Raw genomic sequence first — 26,195 nt, 5'->3', positions numbered from 1 at the left:
AGAAGTGGGAATGACTGATGAGATATGGGTTTCGATCGCGTACCTACACTTGTATTCTTTTTTTTTAATGGGATAACTAGGAGCAAATATGCAGTGCGTGTCCGAAACAACTCAGGAAGCCTTAGCCAAGACTGGGGATTGTTAGATTGTGTGATTGCGACGCGGTGCTGTTGATTGATGCTTGCCCGCCGATCGAGAACACAGGCTAATTTAGAGAAGTATTAATCAGATGAAAGCAATGGTATTGCCCTCAGACACAGGCACTCTCAATAACAGCGACTGCGAACTAATTTACGCCCCGGGTTCCATTCAACCTCACGGCATCCTTTTGGTGCTGGAATCTCCGGCGTTGAAAATTTTGCAAGTTAGCAACAATACTTTTGAGGCGATGGGCCTTTACCCCGAACAACTTTTGGATCAATTTTTAGAGGAATTTGTCGAGATTGAGGAAATTGAGGCTATTGAAAAAGCTTTATTTGAAAACGACCAACAACGTAACGCGCTCAGATTATCATTCAAAAGTCAAGACCGCAAGTCTTTTTTTGAGGGGACGCTGCATCAATCAAATTCAGCATTAATTGTTGAACTAGAGTCGGTTGTTTCCCCAAAAACGAGCGATTGTTTCAATTGTTATAATTTAGTCCAAGAGCCGATCGACAAAATCCACAAAACACCAAACCTGCAAGTGCTGTGTCAGACAGCAGTTGAAGAAGTGCGGAGGATCATCGGTTTCGATCGAGCGATCGTCTATCAATTTGATGCCACAGGTGCGGGGCAAGTTGTCGCCGAAGACAAAGTAGAAAGTTTGGCTCCTTTATTGGGACTGCACTATCCGGCTACCGATATCCCCGCCCCGGCAAGAAACCTCTTCCACATGAATTTAATTCGGTTTATTCCCGATATTAACTGTCAGCCTGTAGAACTAATTCCTCACTGCAATCCGCTGACGGGTCGCCCTTTAGATATGGGTGGCTCTTTGTTGAGAACAGTTTCGCCTTGCCACGTTCAATATCTCACAAATATGAACGTTGCCGCTAGCATGACCCTAACATTAATCAAAGATAAAAAACTCTGGGGATTGATCGCCTGTCACCACCCAACACGAAAGTATGTCAACTACGAAACAAGAACTGCTTGCGAACTGCTAGCCAAGTTTGTAAATCTAGAACTCAGCTACAAACAAGATAGCGAAGACCGGGAATATGCAATTTATTTAAAAGCACTTTGCCAAAAATTTATCACAGAAATTTATCAAAAAAACTGCTTTGTAGAAGGTTTACTAACATACCGAGATGAATTGCTGGGCTTAGTGGGTGCTACCGGTGGAGTTGTGTGTGCAAATGAAAATTTAACCACCATCGGGCAAACCCCGGAATTGGTAGAAATCGAAAACTTAATTGCTTGGATAAAAACTCAAATAAATAATGAGGTTTTTTATACAGATTCTCTCTCAAAACTGTATCCACCAGCCGAGAACTTTCAAGAATTTGCTAGCGGTTTGCTGGTACTTGCCATGTCCGAGATGCAAAATTATTACATTTTGTGGTTCCGTCCCGAAGCACTTCAAACTGTCAACTGGGCAGGTCCACCAGAGGGGCAAATTGAACTTAAAGCGGATGGCAGCCGATTGATGTCTCCTCGCATTTCCTTTGAGTTGTGGCAAGAAACTGTGAGGTCAAAATCTTTGCCTTGGCAGCCGTGCGAAATCGAAATAGCCCGAGAACTTCGAGTTGCTATTACTAGCATAGAGTTGCGAAAAACCAATGAGCAGCTTAGCTTAGCTTTGTCGGCTACCAAAATTGGATTTTGGGACTGGGACGTGCAGAAAAATCGCATAGTTTGGTCGAGGGAACACGAAGAGTTGTTTGGGTTGACCCCGGGCTCTTTTGCCGGAACTTATCAAAGTGTTGCAGCTTGCGTTCACCCAGAAGATTTAAAAAGTATGGAGAATGCTATAAATCAGGCGATCGCCCAGCGAGGAGATTTCTGTCACGAAACCCGTGTGGTTTGGCCCGACGGCAGCATTCACTGGATGGAGGGGAAAGGTAAGTTTTTTTACAACGAAGCAGGCGATGCAGTGCGGATGGTGGGGACTGTTACAGAAATTACCGATCGCAAAGCTAGAGAATTACAGTTGCGCCTGTTGGAATTAGTAGTCACCACCACTAACGACGCCGTGTTAATTACCGAAGCTGAACCGATTGAGGAACCGGGCCCGCGAATTCTTTATGTCAACCCAGCTTTCACGCGGATGACCGGCTATACGCTAGAAGAAGTTGTGGGCAAAACGCCGCGCATCTTGCAAGGACAAAAAACAGATCGCGCCAGTCTCCATCGAGTTCGGACAGCTTTGAAAACCTGGCAGCCGGTGCGGGTTGACTCGATCAATTACCGCAAAGACGGGACGGAATTTTGGGTAGAAATGAGCATTGTGCCCATAGCGGACAAAAATGGTGAGTTTACCCACTGGGTATCAGTGCACCGGGATATTAGCGATCGCAAATTTGCTGAAGCCGCCCTCCAACAGCTCAACGAACGGTTAGAAATGCGAGTTTTGCAGCGCACCAGAGAACTAGAAAGCTCTCAAGCAGAACTCCGGGAAAGCGAAGCTTTATTTCGCTCTCTGAGCGAGAGTTCCCCCGTGGGTATTTTCAAAATTGATACTGAGGGGAAATGTACCTATACAAATCCTCGCTGTCAAGCAATTGGTGGCTTCACACCTGCAGCAGCTTTAGGAAACGGCTGGATGCGGTTTGTTCACCGCGAAGACCTCAAACTAATTCTGTCTAAGTGGCCCCAATCGCGATCGCTAGATGGGGAATTTTCCTGCGAATTCCGCCACATCCAGCGAGACGGAACCATCCGGTTTTGTCGGCTGAAAACAGCTCCGATTTTTTCCGACAGATCTCAACTAATTGGTCACGTCGGCACAGTCACAGATATCACAGAAAGTCGGGCAATTGAAAAAATGAAAAATGAGTTTATTTCGATTGTCAGCCACGAACTGAGAACGCCGCTTGCCTCGATTCGCGGTTCTTTAGGTTTGCTGGCGGCTGGGGTACTGAAAAGTAAACCGGAAACGGCTAAACAGATGTTAGAAATCGCTTCGAGCGATACCGAACGGTTAGTGCGTTTGGTAAACGATATTCTAGACTTAGAGCGGCTCGAATCAAGCCAAGTTATCCTCGTCAAGCAGTGGTGCGATGCCCAGGTTTTGATGCGGAAGTCTGCAGAATCTGTACTTTCTTTGGCTGCTGAAAATAACATTGATTTGTCGATTTTGCCCCAAAAAGCAAAAATTTGGGCTGACCCGGACAGAATTGTTCAACTGCTGGTAAATTTGTTGAGCAATGCGATTAAATTCTCCGCTCCAGGGAGTACAGTAACTGTCAGGGTTGAAGATTTGGGCGATTCCCTACGGGATAGCTACGCTTCACGGGTTTTATTTGAAGTCAAAGATCGAGGGCGGGGGATTCCTGCTGATAAACTAGAAACTATCTTTGGACGGTTTCAACAGGTGGATGCTTCTGACTCCCGCCAAAAAGGAGGTACGGGTTTGGGTTTGGCTATCTGTCGCAGCATAGTACAGCAGCACGGGGGCAGAATTTGGGTCGAAAGTGTTCTCTCAGAAGGAAGCAGTTTCTATTTCACAGTGCCCGCACAGTTGGAAGGCGAAGGGGGAAAAAGTTTGGAGTTTTGAGATTGCTTTCATAAGACATCGCGAAAGCTAACGTTCCTCGCAACGCACGCGGGGAGAATGAGTTTGCAAGGGCTATATATCGATTTTTCTGTTCTCGGTTTAAGTAGGTGAGCGGCATAATATAGCAACCGCGCCCGACGATTAGGACGTTTTTAAGTGCTGAAACTCTTAATTTTATTGCTTCTTCTTTCTGCTATATCTGTCAAGAAACCCGGTTGAGGAGGCAGCGTGCGTAAGTCCTTTTTCGGTTTACCATGATTTATTTAAAATTTGAGTTTTAATTATGTCAGCAAAGCGCATTTTGGTAATCGATGATGAAAAAAACCTCTGCAGCGTGATTCAGGCCTGTCTGGAGCATTTAGGCGGCTGGACGGTACTAAGCGCGCCCGACGGCAGCCAAGGATTGCTTTTAGCTGAAACTCAACTCCCTGACGCTATTCTGCTAGATGTGATGATGCCGGATATGGACGGAGTTACTCTGTTTGGTTTGCTGCAAAACAATGCGGCTACTCGCGGGATTCCGGTGATTTTCCTGACGGCTAAGGTGCAGGCGATGGATTTGAGCGAATTTGCTGATTTGGGGGTAGCGGGGGTGATTGCAAAGCCTTTCGATCCTTTGAGTTTGGCACAGCAAGTGGCGGAAATTCTGGGTTGGGAACCGTTGCTTTAAATTGGGGGAAAATGCGATCGCAGATAGCCGCTCAAACTCGGCATTTGAAACCGCTACTATAGCAATCCTAAATCATTCATGTAAATTTGTAGGGGTAGTGCTACCCCTACTCCCCGTGCCTACCCCCTATCTATCGGGGCAACCGGGCGTGGGATTGCCCCTACAATAATTAGGCAAATGATTTAGGGTTGCTATAGACAAACAAAGTCGGCCCAGCCCGACGACAGAATAAAGGGGGCATTAAAGCCGGATGACGATCGAAAATCCGCTTTCTCATTCTCTTGATTCTTGCGAAAATTACGCAATTATCTTAGTAAACCGGGTTTATGCGTCCAGGAAAGTTCTAGCTTTTCCTGCTATTTTCATAATTTCCTCATTTTTTTGATTTAGCTTTGAGATGGATCGGTGATTGGTTAATTTAAACTCTGATTCCCTAGAAGTTCTAGAGATGATCTCAGGGAGTCGGGGTTTTTTGTTACCCGCAAAGCCGATCGGCTAATACCATATTTACAGGCAGAATAACTCCTCCAGAAGTTACACAGATGGGCCTCAAGAACGATTTTTTTTAATCCGAGATCACAGATGCAGCGAAGTTTTTTGGTAAAAAACCCGGTTTCAGCTTGCTAATCCAAGATTTACGCCGAGTTCCCTCAGAAACCTGGTTTTTTCACCCCGGAGCACAGATGCAGCCAAGTTTTTGGCTAAAAAACCCGGTTTTTGCCTAAGTGTTGTAATCCCTGCTTGAGCAAAAGTATATTTATCAAAAAAAATGATGGTCTTCATAATTTCCTCATATTTTTTAGATAAAGTTTACTCCTAGCTCTGGATCTCAAGGTCGATCGCACTCTCAGCACCATTCCGCTGCCAAAGAGCGAACCTGTTGTCAGGAGAGTTCAGCGCAGTGACGGTACTTTCGATTAACTCGTGCCACAGCACAACCAACCTAAATAAGTCAGGATCTAGGCCCTGCATACCAAACAAACCGGGTTTTATACCGGGAAAAACCGGGTTTCTGCGCCAGTCCTCTAAGTGTTGGCAGGATAACTAAATGCTACAAAAATTAATAACTGAAGATGTGATTCGCGCTCTCGAATAACACCCCAAAAATAAGTCGGTCGTTTGAACAAGAGCCAAACTCGTAATTGCTACTAACAGGCAAGGCCAAGTCTCAGTAAGTTTTAGAAAGAGTGTGGAGATTTTTTAAATGTCTGATCAGCTATCTTATAAAGGTAACAACCAGATTCTGTGCTATTACGCAAATGTTAGCAACCAAGTTCAGGTGGTTCGGATTGGGAACATTCCTAATTGGTACTTTGAAAGAGTGATGTTTCCGGGACAGCGACTGATGTTTGAAGCTGCGGCAGAAGCAGTCTTAGAAATTCACACTGGTACGGCGCCAAGTGCTATTTTATCGGACAAGATTCCCTGCTACGTGCTGCGGGTTATAGAAGAGGTAAGTTCCGAGTTCGAGCTGGTGATGACCGAAGAACGATTGGGGGTATTAGCGGGTTAAAATTCATGAGAAATCAGACGAGATCGAGAACGGCCACAAAAATATTAGTTAACGAGTGTTTGGGGACGGGGAAAATGCAGAAAAATCTTGTCAATATTACCTTAGCTGTAGTCACAGAGGAAGTAGAAATTATCTTGGAGTCTTATCCGAAGCACCCATACCAACAAGCTTTTTCGCCTTCGGGATTGCGACAGGATTTAATTGCTTATGTGCTCAGCCGAGTTCCTAATAGATATACTGCGATCGACTCCGGCGAGTTTGCGTCAAACCAAACAGTTCAGGTTCGCTGTTCTTCAGAACAGTTGCTGCACATAGAAAATTTGATTCATACTGGCATTCGCGACGTGCTCCACAGCTATCAGAAGATAGATTACCGCGTTCCTGAAGAAGTTAAATTTGATTCCAGAGTTGCTAGTTGGTTGTGATAGTTTCTGGTAATTGAGGGAGACGCCGAGATTCTCGGCACTCTCGGTTGGGCGAGGTGGAATTGTGTACTGACCGAAAGCATCCAGGATACAGGCCCCCGGATTCATTCCGAAAGCAGACTCAGGACCCAGAAATAAAAAACCTGTATCCGATAAAGGCGCCCCCGAATTTATCCGTGGGGTCAATGCTTAAAGGGAGCATCTCACCTTTGCAGCCCTCCGCTAGAAATTGGAGTTTTGAGGCAGGAGGCAGGAGGCAGGAGGCAGAAGGAAAGAGGAAGAAGGAAAGAGGAAGAAGGAAGGAGCCAGAAGAAGGAAGGAGCCAGAAGAAGTATTTTTACAAATATGAGATGCTCCCTGCTAAAATCTAAAATCTAAAATCTAAAATCTAAAATCGATTGACTTGATGGTTCAAGACTTTTGGTAATCGCAGCAGCAGTTGCACGGGCCATTGGGATTGACAGCACAGCGCAGAATTTCCGATCGAGCATTAAAGCGACAGCTAGCATCTCCGATAACCCAGATGCCGCTTACAAAAGTTCTTTCCGTCGGCGGTGTGGCCGACTGCACGTACAGGGCAATTTTTTGCAGTCGGTAGCGGCCGGATTTGAGTTGATAGCGGTGGTGGCGTTCCAAAACAGCGTAGGTTTGTCCCTCTAAATCTACATAGTTCCCCGGTTGTGGCGTCCAATCCAGCCGCAGGCTACCTAAATATTGGCGGGGGTGAGAGAGAATCACCTCTACGGGTAAAGTATTTTGTTCCATGTGGCGGTGCGTTGGCGAACTGAACTAAAGGGGCAAATAGTTGACTCAACCTACATCTTGTTCATCTAGAAAGATAAGTTTTTATAGAGAGAGTAATTTAGGTTTAGGCGCTCAACTTAACTATATAACTTTTGGCGATCGAGGAATAGGCGACTTATCTTGGGATAGCCGACTCCCTCCACTACGTTGAGCCTCACATCTTGCACCATTCTCAATTAGCCTTTTCTGAACAGGCAAGATGCCTGTTCCACAATAAAATTTATCTTTTGTGGAACAGGCATCTTGCCTGTTCTTGAGGATGGTGCAAGATGTGAGTTCCACCCAACAGGCTAGGAAATAAACTTCAACTCGCTTGAGGTAACTAAAGTTAAGTTCGATTAGGTTGTATAAAGCAGTACACGCTGATGGTATCGCAACTCGCAGGTTCGATCGATACGCGGTTGAGATTCCTCAACAGATTTTAACAACGGTTTGCAGGACTTGGGGTGCTTCGGGTGCGTTTGTAGTGAGGACTTCAGTCCTCTGATTTGTATGAGGCCTTCACTTCTCACTACAAATCAAACCGATTTTTTGGCAATCAAAATTCCCAAAAATATGCCATTCCTTCCATGATTCCCCAAGCGCAAGCAGAACCAGCTAAATAATGATTTTCAGTGCCGCATTCGCGATGCCATTCTAAGAGTTCTGAGAGAGCATTAGCGACGATTACTCCCCGGACATCCTGTTCAAACATACTGATATCATTGCCAGAATCACCGCAAACTAATGTTGCCTCAGATGGAATTTGTAGGCGTTTTTGTAAATAAGTAAGGGCATTGCCTTTATTGCTAGTTTGCGGTAAAAGATCCACATCGCTATTGCTGCTAAAAATGATTTGAGCTGGCAGTCCCGATTCAGTTAACTTTTCCTGCAAAGCCTGGACAGTCGAGCTATTTTCTGCTGCTGGTTCCAGACTATAACTGATTTTCCAAGGATTTTGTTCTTTTGGGGATTGGGGTTTAAGCTGGGAAAACTGCTGCGCTAAAGAGGCGATCGCCATTTTATCCCAGCCTTGAGAAAGATATTCCGCCCAATCTAAATCGAGGGTTCCGTCTTTGTAAATTTCACTGCCTACACCTGCGATCAAATAGTCCGGTGCTAGCAGTTGCTTTTGGGCAATTAATTCGCAAGTTGAAGCATAAGAACGCCCGGTAGCGTAAACCAAACAAATTTGCGATCGCTGTGATTGCAAGCGCTGGTTTAAAACTTGAGTTGCTTCGTCATCTCCGACTAGCGTGTTGTCTAAATCTGTAACTAATAAAAACTTCATTTGGGGAATTAGTCAGGAGTCAGTAGTCATCAGTGATTAGTGATGGGGAATCGAGCGCTTCCTAAAATAGTTTTAACTATTTATAAGAATTTGTTAAAAAAAATACATTTATAAGCAAGCTTATCGGTTAAGCTTGGCCAGATTTAATTTTCCACAAGTGGTGTGAGTTTTATGGTGAATAATGCAACCTCGGTTAAAGCTTTTTGGCTGTCTTTCTTGATTTCTGGTGCGGCAGTGCCTTTGGGGCCGATCTCCGCAACAGCTCAAATTCAGGATACCTCAACTCCAGAAGTTGCGCTAGAAGCGAGTGCCGTCCCTACGGCTACCCCAGACGCAGCGCTGGCAGCAGGTAATATTGAGATACCGCAGTTAGCGGCGATTACCGCAGAGACTAACTCCGCAGTCGATCGTGCTTTACCCGACACAGATGCAGCATGGGTGAATAGCGCTTTACCTCAAACAGATGCAGCCACAGTCGATCGCGCTTTACCTCAAACAGATGCAGCATGGGTGAATCGCGCTTTACCCCAAACAGATATAGCAACAGTCGATCGTGCTTTACCCGAAACAGATGCAGCCACAGTCGATCGCGCTTTACCCCAAACAGATGCAGCCACAGTCGATCGTGCTTTACCCCAAACAGATATAGCAACAGTCGATCGTGCTTTACCCCAAACAGATATAGCAACAGTCGATCGTGCTTTACCCCCAACAGATGCAGCATGGGTGAATCGTGCTTTACCCCAAACAGATATAGCAACAGTCGATCGTGCAACAACAACCCCAGAAATAACGGAGGCAATTCGCGAATTGCCTCCACAGAAGTTAGAAATTGCAAACTCTCCTCAGTCTCAACAAGTTGCTGAAGCCAGCAAAGTTGCCGACATCAGCAGCGAGACAGGCACCGCTGATGACCTCAGCATACAAGAAGACGCAGCACAAGTCACTTCTGTTTCCCAACTCTCCGACGTGCGGCCGACAGATTGGGCTTTTCAAGCCTTGCAATCCCTAGTAGAAAGATACGGCTGCATTGCGGGATATCCAGACGGCACATTCCGAGGCAATCGAGCAATGACTCGGTATGAATTCGCCGCCGGATTAAACGCTTGCTTAGACCAAATTACCAAACAACTTGGCGGTTCTACTGGGAATTTAGTCAAGCGAGAAGATTTACTTGCTTTGCAAAGATTGCAAGAAGAATTTGCAGCCGAATTAGCTACATTGCGCGGTCGAGTAGATGCTTTAGAAGCCCGCACGGCCGAATTGGAGGCCAACCAATTTTCAACTACTACTAAACTCAACGGATTTGCTTGGTTTAACCTGAGTGGAGCTTTTGCGGACAAGGGAGTCCGAGTTGAAGCAATAAATGCAGATGCTGCTCCGCTCGATCGAGTAGCCGGACGCGATCCTGTCACCAACAGACCGATCGTGCAGAGAGTGGACGACCCAGAAATTGCTTTCAGCCACTTAATTTGGTTAACCCTCACTACTTCTTTTACAGGCAAAGACCAATTGGTTACACAGCTAGCTGTAGGTAACGGAAATTCACCAGCAAATCAGTATACTTCTCCGGGTCTTTTTAATACCTTTGGCACTCCTTTTCTCGACCAGACTGCGGGGGTGAATCCCAATGAAGTTATCCTGCGAGAACTTTATTATCAGTTCCCGGTTAGCAACAGCTTGCAATTAGTAATCGGCCCCAGAATTAATTTCTACCGCTACTTTGACAACAATAATTTTAGCTTTTTCGTGGACGGTGCGAGCAGTTTTAATTCTAACAATAGCACTTTGTTAACTGCTACCAAACGCGGCGCAGGTGCTTTGGCTTTGTGGGATATCAGCCGCCGATTGAAACTGCGTTTAGGCTATTTGGGCGAGAGTATGGAATTTTTGCCCAGTTCGGTGTTTAATTCCGCTTCCAATCCGTCTCAAGGCTTGTTTGGTGGGACAAATACGAGTACCGCCGAACTAACATTCAGTCCGAGCGATCGGGCAAACTTGCGGTTTTTGTACAGCCGTTCCAACATCCAGCAAATTGGCGGGCTAATCGGAGCACCGAATGGCAGGCCCCTTAACGGTTTGGCAGATGACGGTTTCGGTGGCCGTCTCGGCAATGCTACTGCCAATACTTATAGCTTTAATTTCGATTGGTCGCTCAGCCGCCGTTTCGGTCTTTTCGGCCGCTACGGCTACGCCGAAACCAATATATTTCCCAAGACTGACCGACCCGACGGCACGATCAAAACTCAATCTTATATGTTAGGATTTGCACTTCCTGATTTATTCAAAAAAGGAGCTGTGTTTACCGCCTCATTTTTAGTACCTTTTGACGTTACTGGCGGTCGGAGGTTTCTGGTTTCGGGCGGGGGGAATGGTGGCAAACAGTACGAAATTGAAGCCACTTATTATTTGCCTGTAACCGAGAATATTTCGCTCGTACCGGCATTTTATGCGATCTGGAATGCCAACAATTTCGATAACAACCCGACAATTTTTGTGGGGAATTTGCGGACTCAGTTTAGTTTTTAATTTCCAGAATAAATAGATACCGTATGGTGCGTCGCTACCCTCCCATCTGCAATTAAAATAGAAAATCTGGTAGCGACGCACCCTACAAGATACCCACGTTGCAGCCAAAAGAAACCGGGTTTTTCCAAAAAACCCGGTTTCTGGATATCGTACTGCGTCCAGCACTGTTCCTTTTTCCTTCTACTTAATTGGAATTTCGATGATAAATTCACTACCTTTACCGGGTCCGGAGAGGCACTGCAATTTGCCGTTGTGTTTTTCAACGACAATTTGGTGCGAAATTGATAAACCCAAACCTGTGCCTTTACCTACGGGTTTTGTGGTAAAAAATGGGTCAAACAAACGCACAATCTGATCTTCGGGAATGCCCTGACCGTTGTCTTTAATCCGAATTAAAATGCTCTTGTCATCAATCGTTTCAGTTTGAATGGTAATAGTAGGAAAGATAGTATTTCCGGTGTCTTGTGCTTGGCTGCAGCTTTCTTCTAAGGCGTCGATCGCATTTGCCAATACATTCATAAATACCTGATTTAAGAGTCCGGGATGACAGTTTATTTGGGGCAGTTCTCCGTATTCTTTAATCACTTTAATGCCCTGCCAGTTGGCCTTGGCTTTCAGCCGGGTGTTCAACATTAACAAGGTACTTTCTAAACCTTCGTGAATGTCGGCAGTCTTGATTTTCGCTTCGTCCGCCCGCGAGAAATTTCGGAGAGTTTGAATAATTTCTACAATGCGCTCGCATCCGGTCTGCATCGAATTGAGCAATTTGGGCAGGTCTTCTGCTAGAAATTCTAAGTCTATATCATCGGCTTGTTGCTGAAGTTTTTCTGGGGGATTTGGGTACTCTTCTTGATATACTTGCACGATTTCTAATAAGTCTAGAACGTAGCCTCGGACGTGGCAGAGGTTGCCGGCGACAAAGCCAACTGGGTTATTAATCTCGTGGGCAATTCCTGCTAGCACCTGTCCGAGGGAAGACATTTTTTCGGTTTGTACTAACTGCATTTGAGTTTGCTGCAATTCGTACAAAGCTGTTTGCAGTTCTTGGGATTTTTGCCGATCGCGATCGGCGGCGGCGGCCCGTTCTTCCTCAACTCCGATCGCCCCGGCAATAATTCCGATCAGCTTGCAGTCGGCTTCTGTGGGCGCGATCGACTCAGTGTTGACAACGCACACCGCACCCACGTAATTGTCGCCCCGCCGCACTGCTTGTCCCAGATAGCTTCGCAGTTGGTAGCGGATGACAGCGGGATCGGTTTGGGCGTAGATCGTGTTCTGCAAGTCAGGAATGGCAACAGCCCGATCGCTTCCTTTGCTGCATACGTCGGTGCAGATGTGACCCTCGGCGCGATCGACTAGCGGGTAGTCCGGCGGCGCTTGCCAAGTCCCGATCGCGCGCAGCAGACCGTCACCGACGCGGCTGTAGATGGCGCAGCTTCCGCCCAAAAGCTCGCCGGCTAAGGATGTCAGGCGCTGGATGTTATCAGCGGCGTCGGTGGTGAATCCCAAAAAGCACTCGTTGATTTTGCTGAGGCGGTACTCTGCTTGCCGGCGCGCCGTCATGTCGCGGGAGTTGATCACAATTCCTTTCACAGCGGGGTCTGCTAGCAAGTTGATGCCGACACCTTCGAGAAAACACCAAGAACCGTCAGCGCGCCGGAACCGACCTTCTAGGGCGATCGGATCGCCTGGATTTGCGATCAGTTTTTCGCCGTCGGACATCACCGAGGGCAGGTCGTCAGGGTGGATCAAATCGAGAGCAATTTGACCGGCGACTTCATCGGGTTCGTAGCCTAAAACTCTTTCTACAGAAGGGCTTTCGTAAACAATGCGACCGCTGGCGTCGAGAATAGTAATGATGTCGGAACTGTTGAGAATTAGCGATCGCCACTTAGCCTCATTTTGGAACAAAGCTGACTCGGCTTGTTTGCGATCGGTAATATCCTCTACCATTTGCAAAATAAACTGTGGGGTTCCCTGACTGCTGTCGATGACAGATGTGCTGAGGCGTCCCCACCTGATGCTGCCGTCTTGGCGGAGGTAGCGCTTCTCGATTTGGTAAGCTTCGCGGGAGCCCGCGACCAACTGTTGGCGCAACTCGCGCGAAGTTTGTGCGTCTTCCGGGTGCGCGCAGTCGTCGAGGCCGAGACCCCGCAGTTGAGCTTCCGATCGCCCCAGCATAGCTTGAAATGCCGGATTAGTGGCGATCGCAACACCTTCGAGGGTAGCGACTACCATGCCGATCGCAGCGCGTTCAAAAATTGCCCGAAACCGCTGTTCGCTGTCTCGCAAAGCTGCATCCGCTGCCACTTCCTGCGTGATGTCCCGCCCCGCCACTGCCAAACCTTTGCGCGAACCGTCGGGGTTGAACAGTGGCACTTTCCGCACTTCAAACAAATTGCTGCCGCCTGTGGGCAAGGGGACAATTTGGCGGGTGGAGGTAAGAGTGCCTGCTTGCCAGGTGGTTTCGTCGGTTTCCTGCCAAGTTAGCAGGATTTCTCTGACTCTCGGATCGGCGGCGGTAGCGAGTTCGGCAGTAGTTTTGCCCTGGTAGTCTGCGGTTTCCCAGCCCAAAAGTTGGAGGGCGCAGTCGTTGGCAATCAGCCAGCGCCCCTCGCTGTCTGTGAGGTTGATCGCGTCGGGGACGGCGTTGATTGCGGTTTTCAGCCAGTATTCTTGATTTCGCAGGGCTGCTTCGGCTTTTTTGCGGGCGACGATTTCGGCGACTGTTCCTTCGTAGTAAAGGATCTCGCCATCTTCGTCGCGGACTTCGCGCACGTTTTCCGAGATCCAGGTAGTGCTGCCGTCCTTGCGGCGGACGCAGGACTCAAACTCCTTCAGGGAGCCATTTTGGCTGATTTCTGCCATGAAGGAAGCGCGGCGGGTGCGATCGGCGTAAAGGTTTTTTGCCGAACATTTGGCGATCAGTTCTGACGGGGAATCGTAGCCGTACATTCGGGCGAGTGCCTGGTTGGCGCTGAGGTAGCGCCCGTCTGGGGCGGTTTGAAATATGCCTTCGGTGGCGTTTTCAAAGATGCTGCGGTATTTTGCCTCGGCTTGTTTGAGGGCTTCTTCTGCTTGTTTACGATCGGTGATATCAGCTTGGACGCCGATGAAGTGGGTAACGAGCCCGCTGCTGTCGCGCACCGGCGAAATGGTGAGTTCGTTCCAGAAGGAGGTGCCGTCTTTGCGGTAGTTTTTCAGAACTACTTTGCAGTCGTGTTGTTCTTTCAGGGCCACGCGGATTTGATCGACGGCAGCGCCATCGGTATCCGGGCCTTGCAGGAAGCGGCAGTTCTGCCCGATTATTTCGCTGCGATTGTAGCCTGTAATCCGCTCGAAAGCCCCGTTGCAGTAAACTATAGGCTTGTCCGGCTGGGTAGCGTCCGCGATCGCGATGCCGTTGCTGGTAGCTGCCAGGGCGCGATCGTACAGCCTCCAGACTTCTTCTATTAAATTCGGTGTGCCGCCAGTACGAGTCGGCGATAGCGTTTCAGAAGGAATGCTTATATCTATCTGCATGAGTTTCTATAAATTGAGTTTATTGTAGATACCGACTGCCAGCACACCCTAGAGTTTAACAAAATTGTCTGTTTTCCGAAGGCTGAAGTTAAAAGGCTATCATGCAGAATTGGGGCGGTAAATTCTACCTAAATAAAATCTGGCTTCCCTCGGTTTTTTTTCCTTCTGCCTTCTGCCTTCTGCCTTCTACCTTCAAAGGAATCCTAGTTGTTAATTTATAATAGTTGTTCCAGCGATAACTCTATCTCTGGTATGGTTTACTTGGCCGAGTTTGGGCGGCTTACAATTTCGTTCATTTATTTTTTTAATTAAATAAAAACTACATTATCCGGCTCGAGTAAAAAAAATAATTAAATACTTTATAGTTAAATGAGTCAAACTCTTCTCTAAAACAAACCGAGGAAAAATTAATTTTGAACGAACACAGCAAGTTCTGAAATATCGTCGATCGCGAAAGTCGGTTCTAGGGCAAGACACTGAGCGCGATCGCCATATCCGTAAGCCGCCCAACAAACATCTATCCCAGCATTTTTAGCAAACAGCAAATCAATCGCTGTATCGCCAACCATTAAAATTTGACTGTTATCCAACTCCGGGAACAGCGGTTTAATAATCGAGTGAAAAACAGCCGGGTTTGGTTTCATAATTATTTCTCCGTTGTCACCTAAAATTAAATCAAACAAACTGTGAATTTTCAGTTTTTGCAGTAACAAATCCACAAAACTAACGTGTTTATTGCTGAAAATTCCCAGGCTCAATCCCGACTCACGCGCCAACTGCAACACTTGCTTTGTCCCGGTAAATAACTCTACCTGCTTTTCACCTTCCGTCCGATAATAAGAGCGGTAAGTTTCAACCCATTCGGGAATTGCACTTTCCGCGATCGCCGGATGGAGGATTTTAAAACTATTTGGTAAATTGATGCCGATCGTACCTATAATAGTATCAGCAGCAGGCGGGGCAATATTGTAACTTTCAAAAGTTTTGGTAAAGCAAAATACAATAGCTTTGTGAGTAATTGCCAAAGTGCCGTCGAAGTCAAAAACAATTAACTTGTACTGACTCATATTATTTAAAATATTCTATATAGCAATCGGAGGTTTGCCACGACATAATAGCATAATTAATCTCTCCTTCACCAATTATAAGTATAATTTTTTAACATTCAAGAGGTCAACATGAGTGTCACCGAAAAACCCGAACTTCTAGTAACAGATTTTACAGATTTCCCAGACCACACTCAATTACCAGATTCCGACGGTACTTTTGTAAAAAACTTTCAAGAACTCCCTCAAAGCATCCTGTTAACAACATCTGTTCGACCCATTTTAGACCAACTTCATCCCGACGGACAATATTGTATCGGTCAAGATTCCGGCATTTATTGGCGAGTCCCGCAACCCCCAGAACCCCTAGCCAGAGGAGCTGAAGCACCCGATTGGTTTTACGTCCCCGACGTGCCGCCAACTCTCGACGGAAATATGCGGCGTTCCTATGTAATGTGGAAAGAATTAATGCCGCCGTTAATCATACTAGAATTTGTCTCTGGAGATGGCAGCGAAGAAAGAGATAAAACTCCAAAAAAAGGCAAATTCTGGATTTACGAGCGGATTATTCGACCTGCTTTTTACGGAATTTATGAAGTTAAAAAAGCCAAAATAGAATGCTATCATTTGGTAGAAGATAGATTTGAGTTAATGTCAGAAAATCAGCGCGGACATTACCAAATCGAGCCAATGGGATTGGAATTAGGCATTTGGCAAGGGGTTTATCAGGGCGTAGAACTGCCTTGGATGCGCTGGTGGGATGCTGAGGGGAATTTGCTGCTGGCCGCTGATGAACGGGTTGAACAAGCGGAATTGGCAGTCGAACAAGCGCAGTCAGAAGCAGAACAAGAACGGCAAAAGCGAATAGAAGCCGAGCAGCGAATTCAAGCTTTAGAAGCGCGTTTGCGAGAGCTAGAAGGAGGCTAAAATCAGACTCAAGAGGGCGGGTTTATTAAAATATTGGTGTGAGAGACTTAAATGGCTGGTAAAACCCACCCATACCCACATATTTTCATCGTTTACGCAGATATTTTTTTCTTTTCTCCGGTTTGTTGTATGGGAATTTTAAAAATTACCACTTCTAATCCAGAAGCTGCTTGTATTATTTGATAAGTATTTTGTAGCTTTGTGTAGAATCTATGGCACTAATTGTTCAGAAATATGGCGGAACCTCGGTTGGTACAGTCGATCGCATTTTGGAAGTAGCCCGACGAGTTGTAAAAACAGCACAGCTCGGCAACTCTCTGGTTGTCGTACTTTCGGCGATGGGCAAAACCACCGACGGTTTAGTTAAACTCGCCAAGGAAATTTCCGCAAATCCCAACAAGCGGGAAATGGATATGTTGCTCTCCACTGGGGAACAAGTCTCGATCGCACTTTTGAGCATGGCATTGCAGGAAATGGGACAGCCCGCCATTTCCCTCACCGGCGCCCAAGTCGGCATTGTCACCGAAGCCGCCCACACCCGCGCCCGAATTTTGCGAATCGATCCGAATCGGCTTGAAAGCCAGTTAAAAAGCGGTAAAGTCGTTGTGGTTGCGGGTTTCCAAGGCATCGCCGATGCCGGAGAATTGGAAATTACCACCTTGGGCCGTGGCGGTTCCGACACAACCGCAGTAGCCTTGGCCGCAGCGCTGCGCGCCGACAGATGCGAAATTTATACCGACGTGCCCGGAATTTTGACTACAGATCCGCGCTTGGTTGCCGACGCGCAATTGATGGACGAAATCACTTGCGACGAAATGCTGGAATTGGCGAGTTTGGGCGCAAAAGTCCTCCACCCGCGCGCGGTAGAAATTGCCAAGAATTACGGCGTGCCCCTAGTAGTGCTTTCTAGCTGGAGTGACGCCCCCGGTACCCGTGTAGTGTCCCCACCCCCGCAACCCCGGCCTTTGGAGGGCTTGGAGCTCGCAAAAGCGGTGGATGCGGTGGAATTTGACTTAGATCAGGCGGGGGTGTCGCTACTGCGTTTGCCCGATCGCCCCGGCGTAGCAGCGCGGTTGTTTGGTGCGATCGCCCAACAAAACCTCGATGTAGACTTAATTATTCAGTCAATTCATGAAGGAAATACTAACGATATTGCCTTCACAGTGACGCGAAAATCTCTGCAACAAGCCACCGCCGTTGCAGATGCAATTATCCCCGCCCTCGGCAAGAATTCTCGCCCTGAATTGGGAGAACCGGAAGTGAAAGCAGAAGAGCGGCCAATAGCTAAAGTTAGCATTGCGGGTGCGGGAATGATCGGTCGTCCGAGGGTAGCGGCGCAGATGTTTAAGACTTTAGCGGATGCGGGAATTAACATTCAAATGATTTCCACATCCGAGGTGAAAGTTAGTTGTGCGATCGATGCTGAAGATTGCGATCGGGCCGTTGCTGAACTCTGCAAAGCATTTGATGTCGCCAACTCCCCTATTGGGCTGCGTTCATCCTCCCACAAACCGCCTGCAGTCCGCGCCGTTGCGTTGGATCTCAATCAAGCGCGTCTAGCAATTCGCCAATTGCCCGATCGACCCGGAGTAGCAGCAAAACTGTTCGGACTTTTAGCCGAGGAAAATATCAGCGTAGACACGATCATTCAGTCGCAGCGCTGCCACAATATCGACGGCATATTAACTCGCGACATTGCATTTACAGTCGCACAAATTGACGCCGAAGCTGCTAAAATAGTCCTCGAAAAAGCCGCCCCAGAATTCGGATGGGGCGAAGTAGCAGTCGATACACAAATAGCCAAAGTTAGCGTTGTCGGTTCCGGGATGGTAGCGCATCCGGGAGTAGCCGCAAAGATGTTTGAAGCGCTTTCCCGCCAGCAAATCAACATTCAAATGATTGCCACTTCCGAGATTAAAATTAGCTGCGTTGTGGATGAAGGACAAGGAGTAACTGCTTTGAAGGCAATTCACGCAGCTTTTGAACTTGCCGGCACTGAAAAAATCCAAGTTCCAGCGTAATTAAGGTTTCTAGTCAGGACTTTATACCGAATCCGAGTTTTTCACCCCCTTTATGATTCGGCGGTTGAAACCAATCCTACACAAACTTTCGTCTGCCTCCGCAGACTAAGAAATGAACGGGGTATTTAAGCCGCATTTGGTATTAGTCCTTTCTTCGAGATTCGTAGTAAGGAATTCAGTCCTTCAAATTTTATTTAATTGATATAAAAAAAATCGCCCTTTTTTTTAGGGTGAAACACTTGACTTCGAGGATTTAATCAAGTACAATTTAATAATGGGAGTGGTGGCAAAAATTTTATTTTTGCCACCACTCCCATTATCTAAAATATACCACAATAAATCAACCAAAGTCAATAGATAATCCTTCTTTTTTAGGGCCGAGCAGTTATTGATATCAATTCCGCCTGTATGGGAATGATTAAACCGCAGAGGGCGCAAAGATCGCAGATTCTCCAGAAGAGAGAAGAGAGATGAATAATTCCGATGTCAACGGATTTGATATGACACCACGGTAGCATAGAACAAAGCTTCAAGCGCCGAGTTATCTATAATCTACGAGGTAGTGAAAAAAACATCAGCAGTTAGATAGCTAGCATCGATATCAAAGACGATCGCTAAATAATCAGAATTAAATTTAATCGCAACAGAAGCCACTGGCATCCCACTATCAATCTGTAATAACACCGGCTCAAAGGACAGTTGAGCATAGGCAATGCCTGCACTCAAACCAATAGCATCACCCTTAGAAAAATCGATAATTACATCAGCCCGCTCAATGGATGCGATCGCCTGACTCTCCGCAAAAATAAAGGCATCATTTCCAGTACCGCCAATGAGAATATCTTGACCAAAATCGCCAATTAATACGTCATCCTCAGCACCGCCATTGAGAATATCATCTCCCTTGCCACCTTGCAAAACATCATTACCATCTCCTCCGACTAAGGTGTCATTATCATTGTTACCACTGAGAAAATCATTGCCAGAACCGCCGTCGAGAAAATCAGAACCTTTGCCGCCAAGCAAAATATCATTGCCGCCAACTCCGGCTAGCGTATCTGCCCCTTGATTGCCATTGATCGGATCGTCATCTTCTGTACCGGTGAGAAAGTCATTACCCGACAAAGCAGAAATTCCTGTCTTGGCGGCAACTTCTGGAATGGCAGTATCAGATCCGTCTGTTAGCAGGTAAAACCCTTCTCCGCGTAGATTTTCAGGGATTCCTGTCGGTTCGCCACTATCGGTGGCATTGGGGAGAGGGGTTTTGATAGAAAGTACAGGTGCTGGGGCGGGTACTGGTGTTGGGGCGGGCGTTGGGGCCGGCGTTGGGGCGGGTGCAGGAATGGGTGTTGGGGCGGGCGTTGGGGCGGGTGCAGGAACGGGAGTCGGTATGGGTGTTGGCGCTGGGGCGGGTGCAGGAATGGGAGTTGGGGCGGGCGTTGGGGCGGGTGCAGGAATGGGAGTCGGTACGGGTACTGGTGCGGGTGCAGGAGTCGGTGCGGGTGCGGGAGTCGGTACGGATGCGGGAATTATCGTCTCGATCTGACTCTGATCGAGGAAATTTAATGGCAGAGTAATTTCAGTGGGTGTGGTTGAGAGGGTAAGAGGTAGTGTAGGAATTGATATCGGCGTTGGATTTACTACAGATATTAGTGCCGGTGTTGGAGTTGTCACGGGTGTTGGAGTTGTCACCGGTGTTGGAGTTGTCACGGGTGTTGGAGTTGTTATCGGTGTTGGAGTTGTCACCGGTGTTGGAGTTGTTATCGGTGTTGGAGTTGTTATCGGTGTTGGAGTTGTCACCGGTGTTGGAGTTGTTATCGGTGTTGGAGTTGTCACCGGTGTTGGAGTTGTTATCGGTGTTGGAGTTGTCACCGATGTTGGAGTTGTTATCGGTGTTGGAGTTGTCACGGGTGTTGTAGTTGTCACCGGTGTTGGAGTTGTCACGGGTGTTGTAGTTGTCACCGGTGTTGTAGTTGTCACGGGTGTTGTAGTTGTCACCGGTGTTGGAGTTGTCACCGGTGTTGGAGTTGGCTCTGGAGTACCCTCATCGATCAGCACTGTGAAGCTTTTGCTCAACTCATTCGCCACAACAAGATCCAGTTTGCCATCACCATTGAAGTCAGCCGCCGCGACTGAGGAGGGACGCGAGCCTACTGGAATGTCTGCCTGTTTCGTAAAGCTGCCAGAACCAGAGTTTAGCAGTACAGAGATGCTATTGCTGCCTGTATTTGCGATCGCGATATCAGCGAAACCATCGCCATTAAAGTCACCTGTGGCGATCGAGCTTGGAGAATTACCAACAGTAATATCTGGCTGTTTGGTGAAACTGCTACCCTGAGAATTCAACAAAACTGAAATGCTGTTGCTACCTGCATTCGCGATCGCCAAATCAGGGAAGCTGTCACCATTAAAATCGGCTGTGGCGATCGCCTGGGGAGAATTTCCAACAACTATATCTGGCAGTTTTGTCAAGTTGCCACCACCAGCATTGAGCAGCAATGTAACATTATTGCTGCCTTGGTTCGCTACCGCCAAGTCGATTTTCCCATCAGCATTAAAGTCGATCGCCGTCATCGCCAGAGGATTGCTGCCAACAGGAATGGCTGGCTGCAAAATAAAGCTCAAACCACGGTTTAGCATCACAGCCACCACATTCCCTGTCCCATTGACGACAGCGAAATCTAGTTTATTATCTCCATCGAAATCAGCCGCGATCGCCGCGTCTGGAAAAGGCAGATTACCAAAGCTAAAGGCAGGAAATTTAATGTATCCAGATTTAGTATTTAACAGAAATGATATGCTACTGTCTCCGCTATTAGCTACCAAGAGTTCTGGTCGGTTGTCTCCACTAACAAAATCTGCAGCTAAAACGATAGTGGGGGCGCTTCCTACGGATTCGTTAGATTTTAAAGCAAAGTTTCCGGAGCCAGAATTAGCAAACAATGAGATGCTATTGCTGCCTAAATTCGGTACAACTAAGTCTGGTTTGCCATCTCGATCGAAGTCTGTCACCGTCACTGACAGTGGGTTCGTATTTAGCGATACATCTTTACGGGAGAAGTTCAAATTGCGACCTCTCTAATTTTTATTTATGTATAAATTTTGATGAATATTTTATATATTACAGGAATTTTGAACTAAGTCAATCTATTTTTAATTTTTGATTTTTAATTTGGGATTTTCCCCGCCCTGAGCCTGTCCCAGGCTGTGTTAGCATAAATAGGACTAAGGTCAACTGACCCAATTAGTAGGGTGTCGCGGAATCAGAGACCCTGAATAATCGCCCTAGAACTTCGTCGCCCGGCACCCTACAAGTTGATTTGAGTGTGACACTCACGTAATTCACCATCAAATTAGCGATCGACTTAAGGGATTTAATCTTATGACTGTAGCTAAGGAACATATTACTGATAGCAATAGCAATAGCGGTTTATCAAATTTCCGCGTCACTATCGAACGTTTGATCGAAATTTTAGATTTAGAATAAGAGGATGACTACGGAATTTTAAGACCGACTGAATATGCTTTCAGGACAGCGATGAAGTTAGTTTTTGAGGCATACGATAGCATGGGAAACAGTTTCCCAAAAGCCTCAAACAATACTTCCAAATAAGAAAGGTAGTATTTGGCTTGCTTGGGAAAATACAAATTCCGATCGGGCAGTACGCTTGATCTGCCCAATTAATGCCGATGAAAAATCTTACATTTATCATGTGACTGGGGAATATGGCTCAAAAGATATTACTTCAGCGGCAATATTAGTCCAGCGGCTAAAGTGGTTTAATGAAGCATGAACGATAAATGTTTTCGGAGTGCATCAGATGGCACTTCCTTCATTTGATCGTACAATAAATTTTGACTTAATATTTCTTTGGCGATCGCCTCCACCACCGGTACACAAACCGAATTCCCAATTTGCTTGTAACTTTCCCCCGCACTTGGATAACTCTTAAAATCTTCCGGAAAACCCATAAGACGATAACATTCCTTCAGCGTCAACTTTCTCACCATATCTTGCTCAGGAATGTAGATAAAAAACCTGCCCGATGTTTCTTGCGAAGGAATTGTCGGATGCACTCCATCTACCGAATAAATTCGATTAGGCTGTCTGTGAACTCTCGATAAATGTTCTGTATTCGGCCTCACGCCAGTTTTCCAAGTACCTTTATTTCTGTAACCTACAAACAAAAGTCCCGAATCTTGCTTTCTCGGAGACTCAATTAAAGTATACTCGGATTTGTCCAATATTTCAAAATCCCCTGTCTCGTCTAGAAATTCCCTAAGTTGGGGAGGAAACTTGCTTTTAAGTCCAGAAAAATTGAATTCTTTACCTTGAGTTGCAATAATAAATATTCTTTCACGATGTTGCGGAATTCCAAAGTCTTTAGCATTCAGCATTTTGTAATTCACGCTGTATCCCAAATCTTCAAGACTGGCAATAATTATTTTTAAGGTATTTCCCTTGTCGTGATGGATTAAGTGCTTAACATTTTCGAGAACGATAACTTTAGGCTGCTTGATTTTTATAATTTTACAAATCTCGAAAAATAGCGTGCCTCTAGTATCTTCAAAACCGAGCTTTTTGCCGCAAATGCTAAAAGGTTGGCACGGAAACCCGGCGACTAAAATATCAAAGTCTGCTAAATCGGCGGGATTGATGTTACTGATGTCGGCAAAAGGAACCTCACCGAAATTTTCTGTGTAAACTTGTCGGCATTTGCTGTTTATCTCGCAGGAAAAAACGCATTCAAAGCCAATTTTTTCAAACCCTTGTCTGAAACCTCCTATTCCTGAAAACAAATCTATAAATTTCATCTATAATTTAATACTAAATCTTACTAAAGCCAATCCTAACATATTTTGTTTCTCTCTCTTCTTTCACTCTGCGTTCTCTGCGCTCTCTGCGGTTCAGAATACTAATTTAAACAAAAACCCCGCGCCGGACAGGGCATTGCCGTGTCTACAGATATCGCCGAGAATGTCGATCGCCCAAAAACTCCCAAACTTGTCCCGCCGCCGACTAAACTAGAAATAGCAAAACAAAATACAGCCATTATCTACTTCCTTTCACCAACCATGAGTCAAACCTTGGAAAATCTGACCGCAATCGATGACAAGCTATCCAAACGCCACATCGACCTCGATCCGGGCGGCTACTTCATCATTTATCTCGATCGCGAAACCAGCTTAATCTGTGCCAAACATTTCACCAACATCATCGACGATCGAGGCCTCGCCATCGATCCCGAAACTGGTAAACCCATCCCCGCCCGTGGCAAAGTAGAACGCACTGAGGTCACACTTTTTACCGGCAGAACCGCCAAAGAACTTTGTGTCAAAATTCTAGAAGAAACCCGCCCCAGCCCGGTGACAATGTTAGATCACGCGGCTTATCTGGGACGGGAATTTGTACGGGCAGAAATTGCTTTGTTGAGCGATCGAGAATACGTTCAAGATTAGTGCAGCCCTGCCAGAATTTCTGGACAAAATGGCAACTTATCGGACTTAGCAGCACCGATTACGAAAAACCTTGATACCAGAAATAAGTCACCATCGGAATCACTGTCGCCAATACCAACAGCACAACCACAACAACTGTGGCATTGCCTTGGTCTGTTTCTTCAGCTTTTTTAAACGTGCCTTCAACTTGAATGTTGTCAACAACTTCAGGAGCACCCGGATCGGGTTCGCCCGACAAAACAGTTGCAATGCGCGTACTTGCAGCCGCAAATGCCTCGTTGTATTTATTGGCTTCCCGCAGCGGCACTTGCACGGTTTCCCCAGCCACACTCTGGGCAATTTCATCGGTTAGCAGGGATTTCACCCCTTCCCCCGTCCGAATTGCCGCACTGTTGGTAACAGTGTCGAGAACGAGTAAAATTTGATTAGTCTGGTCCTCTTTTGCGGGAAACCACTGTTCAAACAGTTGGTCGGTGAAAGTGGCTGTCGTTTCGCCGTAGTCTAAGCGGTGGATGGTGACAAATCGGACTTGTTTCCCTGTTTTGTTTTCCAGGTTGTCGAGCACGCTGCTGATATTGCTTTCGCTGCTGCGGCTGAGCACGTCGCCTTTGTCGAACACCCAAGTTCGATCGCCCGCCGACAACACCGGTATTTCGTAAACGCCAGTCGCCAATGCCGGCAATACCGCCATCTGGGATGCGATTAGGACGATCGCGATCGCCGCGGCTAAAGGTTGGAGATATTTTCTCCAGTTAAATAATTGCTTCAGGAGTCTGGTCATGAGGTTAACCGTAAAACTGACTTTTTTCCAAAAATACTATAGAAACCCCCGTAAAATTCATTTTATGCAGGGCAATATTTACAATTAGCTCGCCAGTGGAACTCCCCGCCCGATTATTTTAGGATTCTAACTATGGAACCAGCAGACACTTATAAAGGTTGGATTATTCAATCCCAGAAAGTCTTCTACGTCGAGGTTTGGGATAGCCGCGGCAACCGCCACGTCGCCGTCCAAAATGCCAAGACAGAGGAGGAAGCTTTGGAATTGGCCAAAAAGTGGATAGACAAATATGAGTCAAAACCCGGAAGAATGCCGATCGACGTACCCCATCCTTTCGGAGACATGATCGATATGCCATTTTAACTCAGTAGTCAGTAGTCAGTAGTCAGTAGTCAGTAGTCAGTAGTCAGTAGTCAGTAGTCAGTAGTCATTAGTCAGTAGTCAGTAGTCAGTAGTCAGTAGTCAGTAGTCAGTAGTCAGTAGTCAGTAGTCAGTAGTCAGTAGTTGGTTGCTACAAATTACCAATTGCCAATAACCAATACAAATTACTCCTTACCCATTACCAATAGTCATTAGTTATTGGTTATTGGTTAGTTACTACCAATTCCCAATTCCCAATTACCAATGACTACTGGCGAAAGCAAGCCGTCTGCTAAGAAATTCCTCGCAATTTCCGCGTATTTTCCACTAAACTCCGAGCAAATTCGTCGAACCTTTCAGACAGTTTTTCATCCAACAATGTACCATCAGGACTAAAAACTTTCCAAGCTTGTCCGATCGCAATTTGTTCGGGAATTACCCAAGCGTGCACCCATCTCAAAATGGTTCGCAAATCGTTGAGTGCGTTGCTGTTAACTTGCCCTCCCAAAACGCTAATCGCACCCGCAACTTTCCCGTCCAAATGCTCAAAACTCATCAAATCCAGGGCATTCTTGAGAGCACCGCTGACGCTACCGTGATACTCCGGCGTTGCCAAAATCAAGCCGTCGGCTTCCTTAACCGCATTTCGCAGCTTTTCCACATCCGGGTAATCGAGATAATCATTCTCACCGTCGCAGAAGGGCAGATTGAGCGATCGCAAATCGAATATTTCAACTTCCGCGCCCAGGGCCTCGGCCCGTTCTGCTGCCACCTTCAACGCTAACTGGCTGTAGGAGCCAGCCCGCAAACTTCCACCAATGCCGACAATTTTTACCATAAAGCTTAAAAACAATAACTGCTTGACTAAAGCGTACTCATTACGAGTATGATTAACATAGCAAGTTCGATCGGCAACTGTCAATCGATTTTAGATTTTAGATTTTAGATTTTAGATTTACCGACGGAGCCGAGAAACCGGGTTTTTTGAGCAAAATCAATCGATTTTAGATTTTAGATTTACGGACGGAACCCAGAAACCTGGTTTTTTGAGCAAAATCCATCGATTTGAGATTTGAGATTTACCGACGGAGCCAAGAAACCGGGTTTTTTGAGCAAAATCCTTGGTTATAGCCCGCAGATTACGTAAAAAACCCGGTTTCTTGAGGA

General features: G+C 46.5%; 22 protein-coding genes. 12 read left to right on the top strand and 10 right to left on the bottom strand.

All coding sequences use genetic code 11. The features are described from left to right. Positions 1-229 precede the first annotated feature (229 nt). Both QUB35_RS03965 and QUB35_RS03960 read left to right on the top strand, forming a co-directional pair. Entirely contained in the window at positions 230-3,700 is a 3,471-nt protein-coding gene (locus QUB35_RS03965; protein WP_333139574.1) for a PAS domain S-box protein, read from the top strand. A 283-nt stretch (positions 3,701-3,983) separates the two neighbouring features. After that, positions 3,984-4,370, top strand: a complete 387-nt coding sequence (locus QUB35_RS03960) for a response regulator (protein WP_333139573.1) — start codon at positions 3,984-3,986, stop codon at positions 4,368-4,370. Positions 4,371-4,985: 615 nt separating this feature from the next. Here the strand turns inward: QUB35_RS03960 and QUB35_RS03955 are convergent. Together QUB35_RS03955 and QUB35_RS03950 are read right to left on the bottom strand one after the other, a co-directional pair. Continuing rightward, positions 4,986-5,153 (bottom strand): hypothetical protein, encoded by a 168-nt coding sequence (locus tag QUB35_RS03955; protein WP_333139571.1) that lies wholly within the window; start codon positions 5,151-5,153, stop codon positions 4,986-4,988. 33 nt (positions 5,154-5,186) lie between these two features. Continuing rightward, positions 5,187-5,342, bottom strand: coding sequence for a hypothetical protein (locus QUB35_RS03950; protein ID WP_333139569.1), 156 nt, complete (start codon positions 5,340-5,342; stop codon positions 5,187-5,189). Positions 5,343-5,574: 232 nt separating this feature from the next. On the opposite strand from QUB35_RS03950, the gene QUB35_RS03945 reads away from it, so the two are divergent. The 3 genes from QUB35_RS03945 (at position 5,575) to QUB35_RS03935 (ending at position 6,679) form a co-directional block, all read left to right on the top strand. Further along, a complete protein-coding gene (locus QUB35_RS03945) occupies positions 5,575-5,883 on the top strand; it encodes a DUF1830 domain-containing protein (protein ID WP_333139568.1) in 309 nt (102 codons plus the stop codon). Between the two features lie 5 nt (positions 5,884-5,888). Continuing rightward, positions 5,889-6,308 (top strand): late competence development ComFB family protein, encoded by a 420-nt coding sequence (locus QUB35_RS03940; RefSeq protein WP_333139566.1) that lies wholly within the window; start codon positions 5,889-5,891, stop codon positions 6,306-6,308. Between the two features lie 209 nt (positions 6,309-6,517). Continuing rightward, a complete protein-coding gene (locus tag QUB35_RS03935) occupies positions 6,518-6,679 on the top strand; it encodes a hypothetical protein (RefSeq protein ID WP_333139563.1) in 162 nt (53 codons plus the stop codon). Positions 6,680-6,719: 40 nt separating this feature from the next. Here the strand turns inward: QUB35_RS03935 and QUB35_RS03930 are convergent, their stop codons facing one another. Next, a complete protein-coding gene (locus tag QUB35_RS03930; RefSeq protein WP_333106534.1) occupies positions 6,720-7,073 on the bottom strand; it encodes a DUF6464 family protein in 354 nt (117 codons plus the stop codon). Between the two features lie 577 nt (positions 7,074-7,650). Continuing rightward, positions 7,651-8,382, bottom strand: a complete 732-nt coding sequence (locus QUB35_RS03925) for a sucrose-phosphate phosphatase (protein ID WP_333139561.1) — start codon at positions 8,380-8,382, stop codon at positions 7,651-7,653. Between the two features lie 171 nt (positions 8,383-8,553). Here QUB35_RS03925 and QUB35_RS03920 point away from each other — a divergent pair, with 171 nt between their 5' ends. After that, positions 8,554-10,911 (top strand): iron uptake porin, encoded by a 2,358-nt coding sequence (locus QUB35_RS03920; RefSeq protein ID WP_333139558.1) that lies wholly within the window; start codon positions 8,554-8,556, stop codon positions 10,909-10,911. A gap of 180 nt (positions 10,912-11,091) precedes the next feature. On the opposite strand, the gene QUB35_RS03915 is transcribed toward QUB35_RS03920, so the two are convergent. Further along, positions 11,092-14,433, bottom strand: a complete 3,342-nt coding sequence (locus QUB35_RS03915) for a PAS domain S-box protein (protein WP_333139556.1) — start codon at positions 14,431-14,433, stop codon at positions 11,092-11,094. A gap of 407 nt (positions 14,434-14,840) precedes the next feature. Continuing rightward, positions 14,841-15,500, bottom strand: coding sequence for an HAD family hydrolase (locus QUB35_RS03910; protein WP_333139554.1), 660 nt, complete (start codon positions 15,498-15,500; stop codon positions 14,841-14,843). A 111-nt stretch (positions 15,501-15,611) separates the two neighbouring features. On the opposite strand from QUB35_RS03910, the gene QUB35_RS03905 reads away from it, so the two are divergent. Genes QUB35_RS03905 through QUB35_RS03895 form a run of 3 tightly spaced genes read left to right on the top strand, consistent with a single transcriptional unit; the run spans position 15,612 to position 18,427 of the window. Continuing rightward, positions 15,612-16,406 (top strand): Uma2 family endonuclease, encoded by a 795-nt coding sequence (locus tag QUB35_RS03905; protein ID WP_333139552.1) that lies wholly within the window; start codon positions 15,612-15,614, stop codon positions 16,404-16,406. A 51-nt stretch (positions 16,407-16,457) separates the two neighbouring features. Beyond that, positions 16,458-16,589: a hypothetical protein gene (locus tag QUB35_RS03900; protein ID WP_333139550.1), complete on the top strand. Its 132-nt coding sequence runs from the start codon at positions 16,458-16,460 to the stop codon at positions 16,587-16,589. A gap of 29 nt (positions 16,590-16,618) precedes the next feature. Next, positions 16,619-18,427 carry an aspartate kinase gene (locus QUB35_RS03895; protein WP_333139548.1) on the top strand — a complete coding sequence of 603 codons (1,809 nt, stop codon included), beginning with the start codon at positions 16,619-16,621 and terminating at the stop codon, positions 18,425-18,427. Between the two features lie 552 nt (positions 18,428-18,979). Here the strand turns inward: QUB35_RS03895 and QUB35_RS03890 are convergent. Then, on the bottom strand, positions 18,980-21,493 hold the full coding sequence (locus QUB35_RS03890) for an FG-GAP-like repeat-containing protein (protein WP_333139546.1): 2,514 nt from the start codon (positions 21,491-21,493) through the stop codon (positions 18,980-18,982). A gap of 485 nt (positions 21,494-21,978) precedes the next feature. On the opposite strand from QUB35_RS03890, the gene QUB35_RS03885 reads away from it, so the two are divergent. Then, positions 21,979-22,221 (top strand): hypothetical protein, encoded by a 243-nt coding sequence (locus QUB35_RS03885; protein WP_333139544.1) that lies wholly within the window; start codon positions 21,979-21,981, stop codon positions 22,219-22,221. Here QUB35_RS03885 and dcm read toward each other — a convergent pair. Next, the gene (gene dcm, locus QUB35_RS03880) at positions 22,208-23,242 is read right to left on the bottom strand and encodes a DNA (cytosine-5-)-methyltransferase (RefSeq protein WP_333139542.1); all 1,035 of its coding nucleotides are present in this window, start codon (positions 23,240-23,242) and stop codon (positions 22,208-22,210) included. The two genes, QUB35_RS03885 and dcm, sit on opposite strands and share 14 nt — an antisense overlap. Positions 23,243-23,503: 261 nt before the next feature. Here dcm and QUB35_RS03875 point away from each other — a divergent pair, with 261 nt between their 5' ends. Then, positions 23,504-23,887, top strand: a complete 384-nt coding sequence (locus QUB35_RS03875) for a DUF4346 domain-containing protein (RefSeq protein ID WP_333139627.1) — start codon at positions 23,504-23,506, stop codon at positions 23,885-23,887. A 58-nt stretch (positions 23,888-23,945) separates the two neighbouring features. On the opposite strand, the gene psb32 is transcribed toward QUB35_RS03875, so the two are convergent. Then, positions 23,946-24,668, bottom strand: a complete 723-nt coding sequence (psb32, locus tag QUB35_RS03870; protein WP_333139540.1) for a photosystem II repair protein Psb32 — start codon at positions 24,666-24,668, stop codon at positions 23,946-23,948. Positions 24,669-24,800: 132 nt separating this feature from the next. On the opposite strand from psb32, the gene QUB35_RS03865 reads away from it, so the two are divergent. Beyond that, entirely contained in the window at positions 24,801-25,031 is a 231-nt protein-coding gene (locus QUB35_RS03865; protein WP_006635545.1) for a hypothetical protein, read from the top strand. 289 nt (positions 25,032-25,320) lie between these two features. Here QUB35_RS03865 and QUB35_RS03860 read toward each other — a convergent pair whose 3' ends face one another. Then, positions 25,321-25,866, bottom strand: coding sequence for an NADPH-dependent FMN reductase (locus QUB35_RS03860; RefSeq protein ID WP_333139625.1), 546 nt, complete (start codon positions 25,864-25,866; stop codon positions 25,321-25,323). Between the last annotated feature and the right edge of the window lie 329 nt (positions 25,867-26,195).

The sequence above is a fragment of the Microcoleus sp. B13-B6 genome (assembly GCF_036705405.1).
In the GTDB taxonomy this organism is placed as follows: Bacteria; Cyanobacteriota; Cyanobacteriia; order Cyanobacteriales; family Microcoleaceae; genus Microcoleus.
Note: the sequence above shows the minus strand (reverse complement) of the source record. Positions and strands in the feature narration are given on the sequence as shown.

Bases quoted from the DNA above. Each gene is read 5' to 3' on its own strand.
- QUB35_RS03965 (WP_333139574.1), top strand. From the start codon at position 230: ATGAAAGCAATGGTATTGCCCTCAGACACAGGCACTCTCAATAACAGC.
- QUB35_RS03960 (WP_333139573.1), top strand. From the start codon at position 3,984: ATGTCAGCAAAGCGCATTTTGGTAATCGATGATGAAAAAAACCTCTGC.
- QUB35_RS03955 (WP_333139571.1), bottom strand. From the start codon at position 5,153: ATGAAGACCATCATTTTTTTTGATAAATATACTTTTGCTCAAGCAGGG.
- QUB35_RS03950 (WP_333139569.1), bottom strand. From the start codon at position 5,342: ATGCAGGGCCTAGATCCTGACTTATTTAGGTTGGTTGTGCTGTGGCAC.
- QUB35_RS03945 (WP_333139568.1), top strand. From the start codon at position 5,575: ATGTCTGATCAGCTATCTTATAAAGGTAACAACCAGATTCTGTGCTAT.
- QUB35_RS03940 (WP_333139566.1), top strand. From the start codon at position 5,889: ATGAGAAATCAGACGAGATCGAGAACGGCCACAAAAATATTAGTTAAC.
- QUB35_RS03930 (WP_333106534.1), bottom strand. From the start codon at position 7,073: ATGGAACAAAATACTTTACCCGTAGAGGTGATTCTCTCTCACCCCCGC.
- QUB35_RS03925 (WP_333139561.1), bottom strand. From the start codon at position 8,382: ATGAAGTTTTTATTAGTTACAGATTTAGACAACACGCTAGTCGGAGAT.
- QUB35_RS03920 (WP_333139558.1), top strand. From the start codon at position 8,554: ATGGTGAATAATGCAACCTCGGTTAAAGCTTTTTGGCTGTCTTTCTTG.
- QUB35_RS03915 (WP_333139556.1), bottom strand. From the start codon at position 14,433: ATGCAGATAGATATAAGCATTCCTTCTGAAACGCTATCGCCGACTCGT.
- QUB35_RS03910 (WP_333139554.1), bottom strand. From the start codon at position 15,500: ATGAGTCAGTACAAGTTAATTGTTTTTGACTTCGACGGCACTTTGGCA.
- QUB35_RS03905 (WP_333139552.1), top strand. From the start codon at position 15,612: ATGAGTGTCACCGAAAAACCCGAACTTCTAGTAACAGATTTTACAGAT.
- QUB35_RS03900 (WP_333139550.1), top strand. From the start codon at position 16,458: ATGGCTGGTAAAACCCACCCATACCCACATATTTTCATCGTTTACGCA.
- QUB35_RS03895 (WP_333139548.1), top strand. From the start codon at position 16,619: ATGGCACTAATTGTTCAGAAATATGGCGGAACCTCGGTTGGTACAGTC.
- dcm (WP_333139542.1), bottom strand. From the start codon at position 23,242: ATGAAATTTATAGATTTGTTTTCAGGAATAGGAGGTTTCAGACAAGGG.
- QUB35_RS03875 (WP_333139627.1), top strand. From the start codon at position 23,504: ATGAGTCAAACCTTGGAAAATCTGACCGCAATCGATGACAAGCTATCC.
- psb32 (WP_333139540.1), bottom strand. From the start codon at position 24,668: ATGACCAGACTCCTGAAGCAATTATTTAACTGGAGAAAATATCTCCAA.
- QUB35_RS03865 (WP_006635545.1), top strand. From the start codon at position 24,801: ATGGAACCAGCAGACACTTATAAAGGTTGGATTATTCAATCCCAGAAA.
- QUB35_RS03860 (WP_333139625.1), bottom strand. From the start codon at position 25,866: ATGGTAAAAATTGTCGGCATTGGTGGAAGTTTGCGGGCTGGCTCCTAC.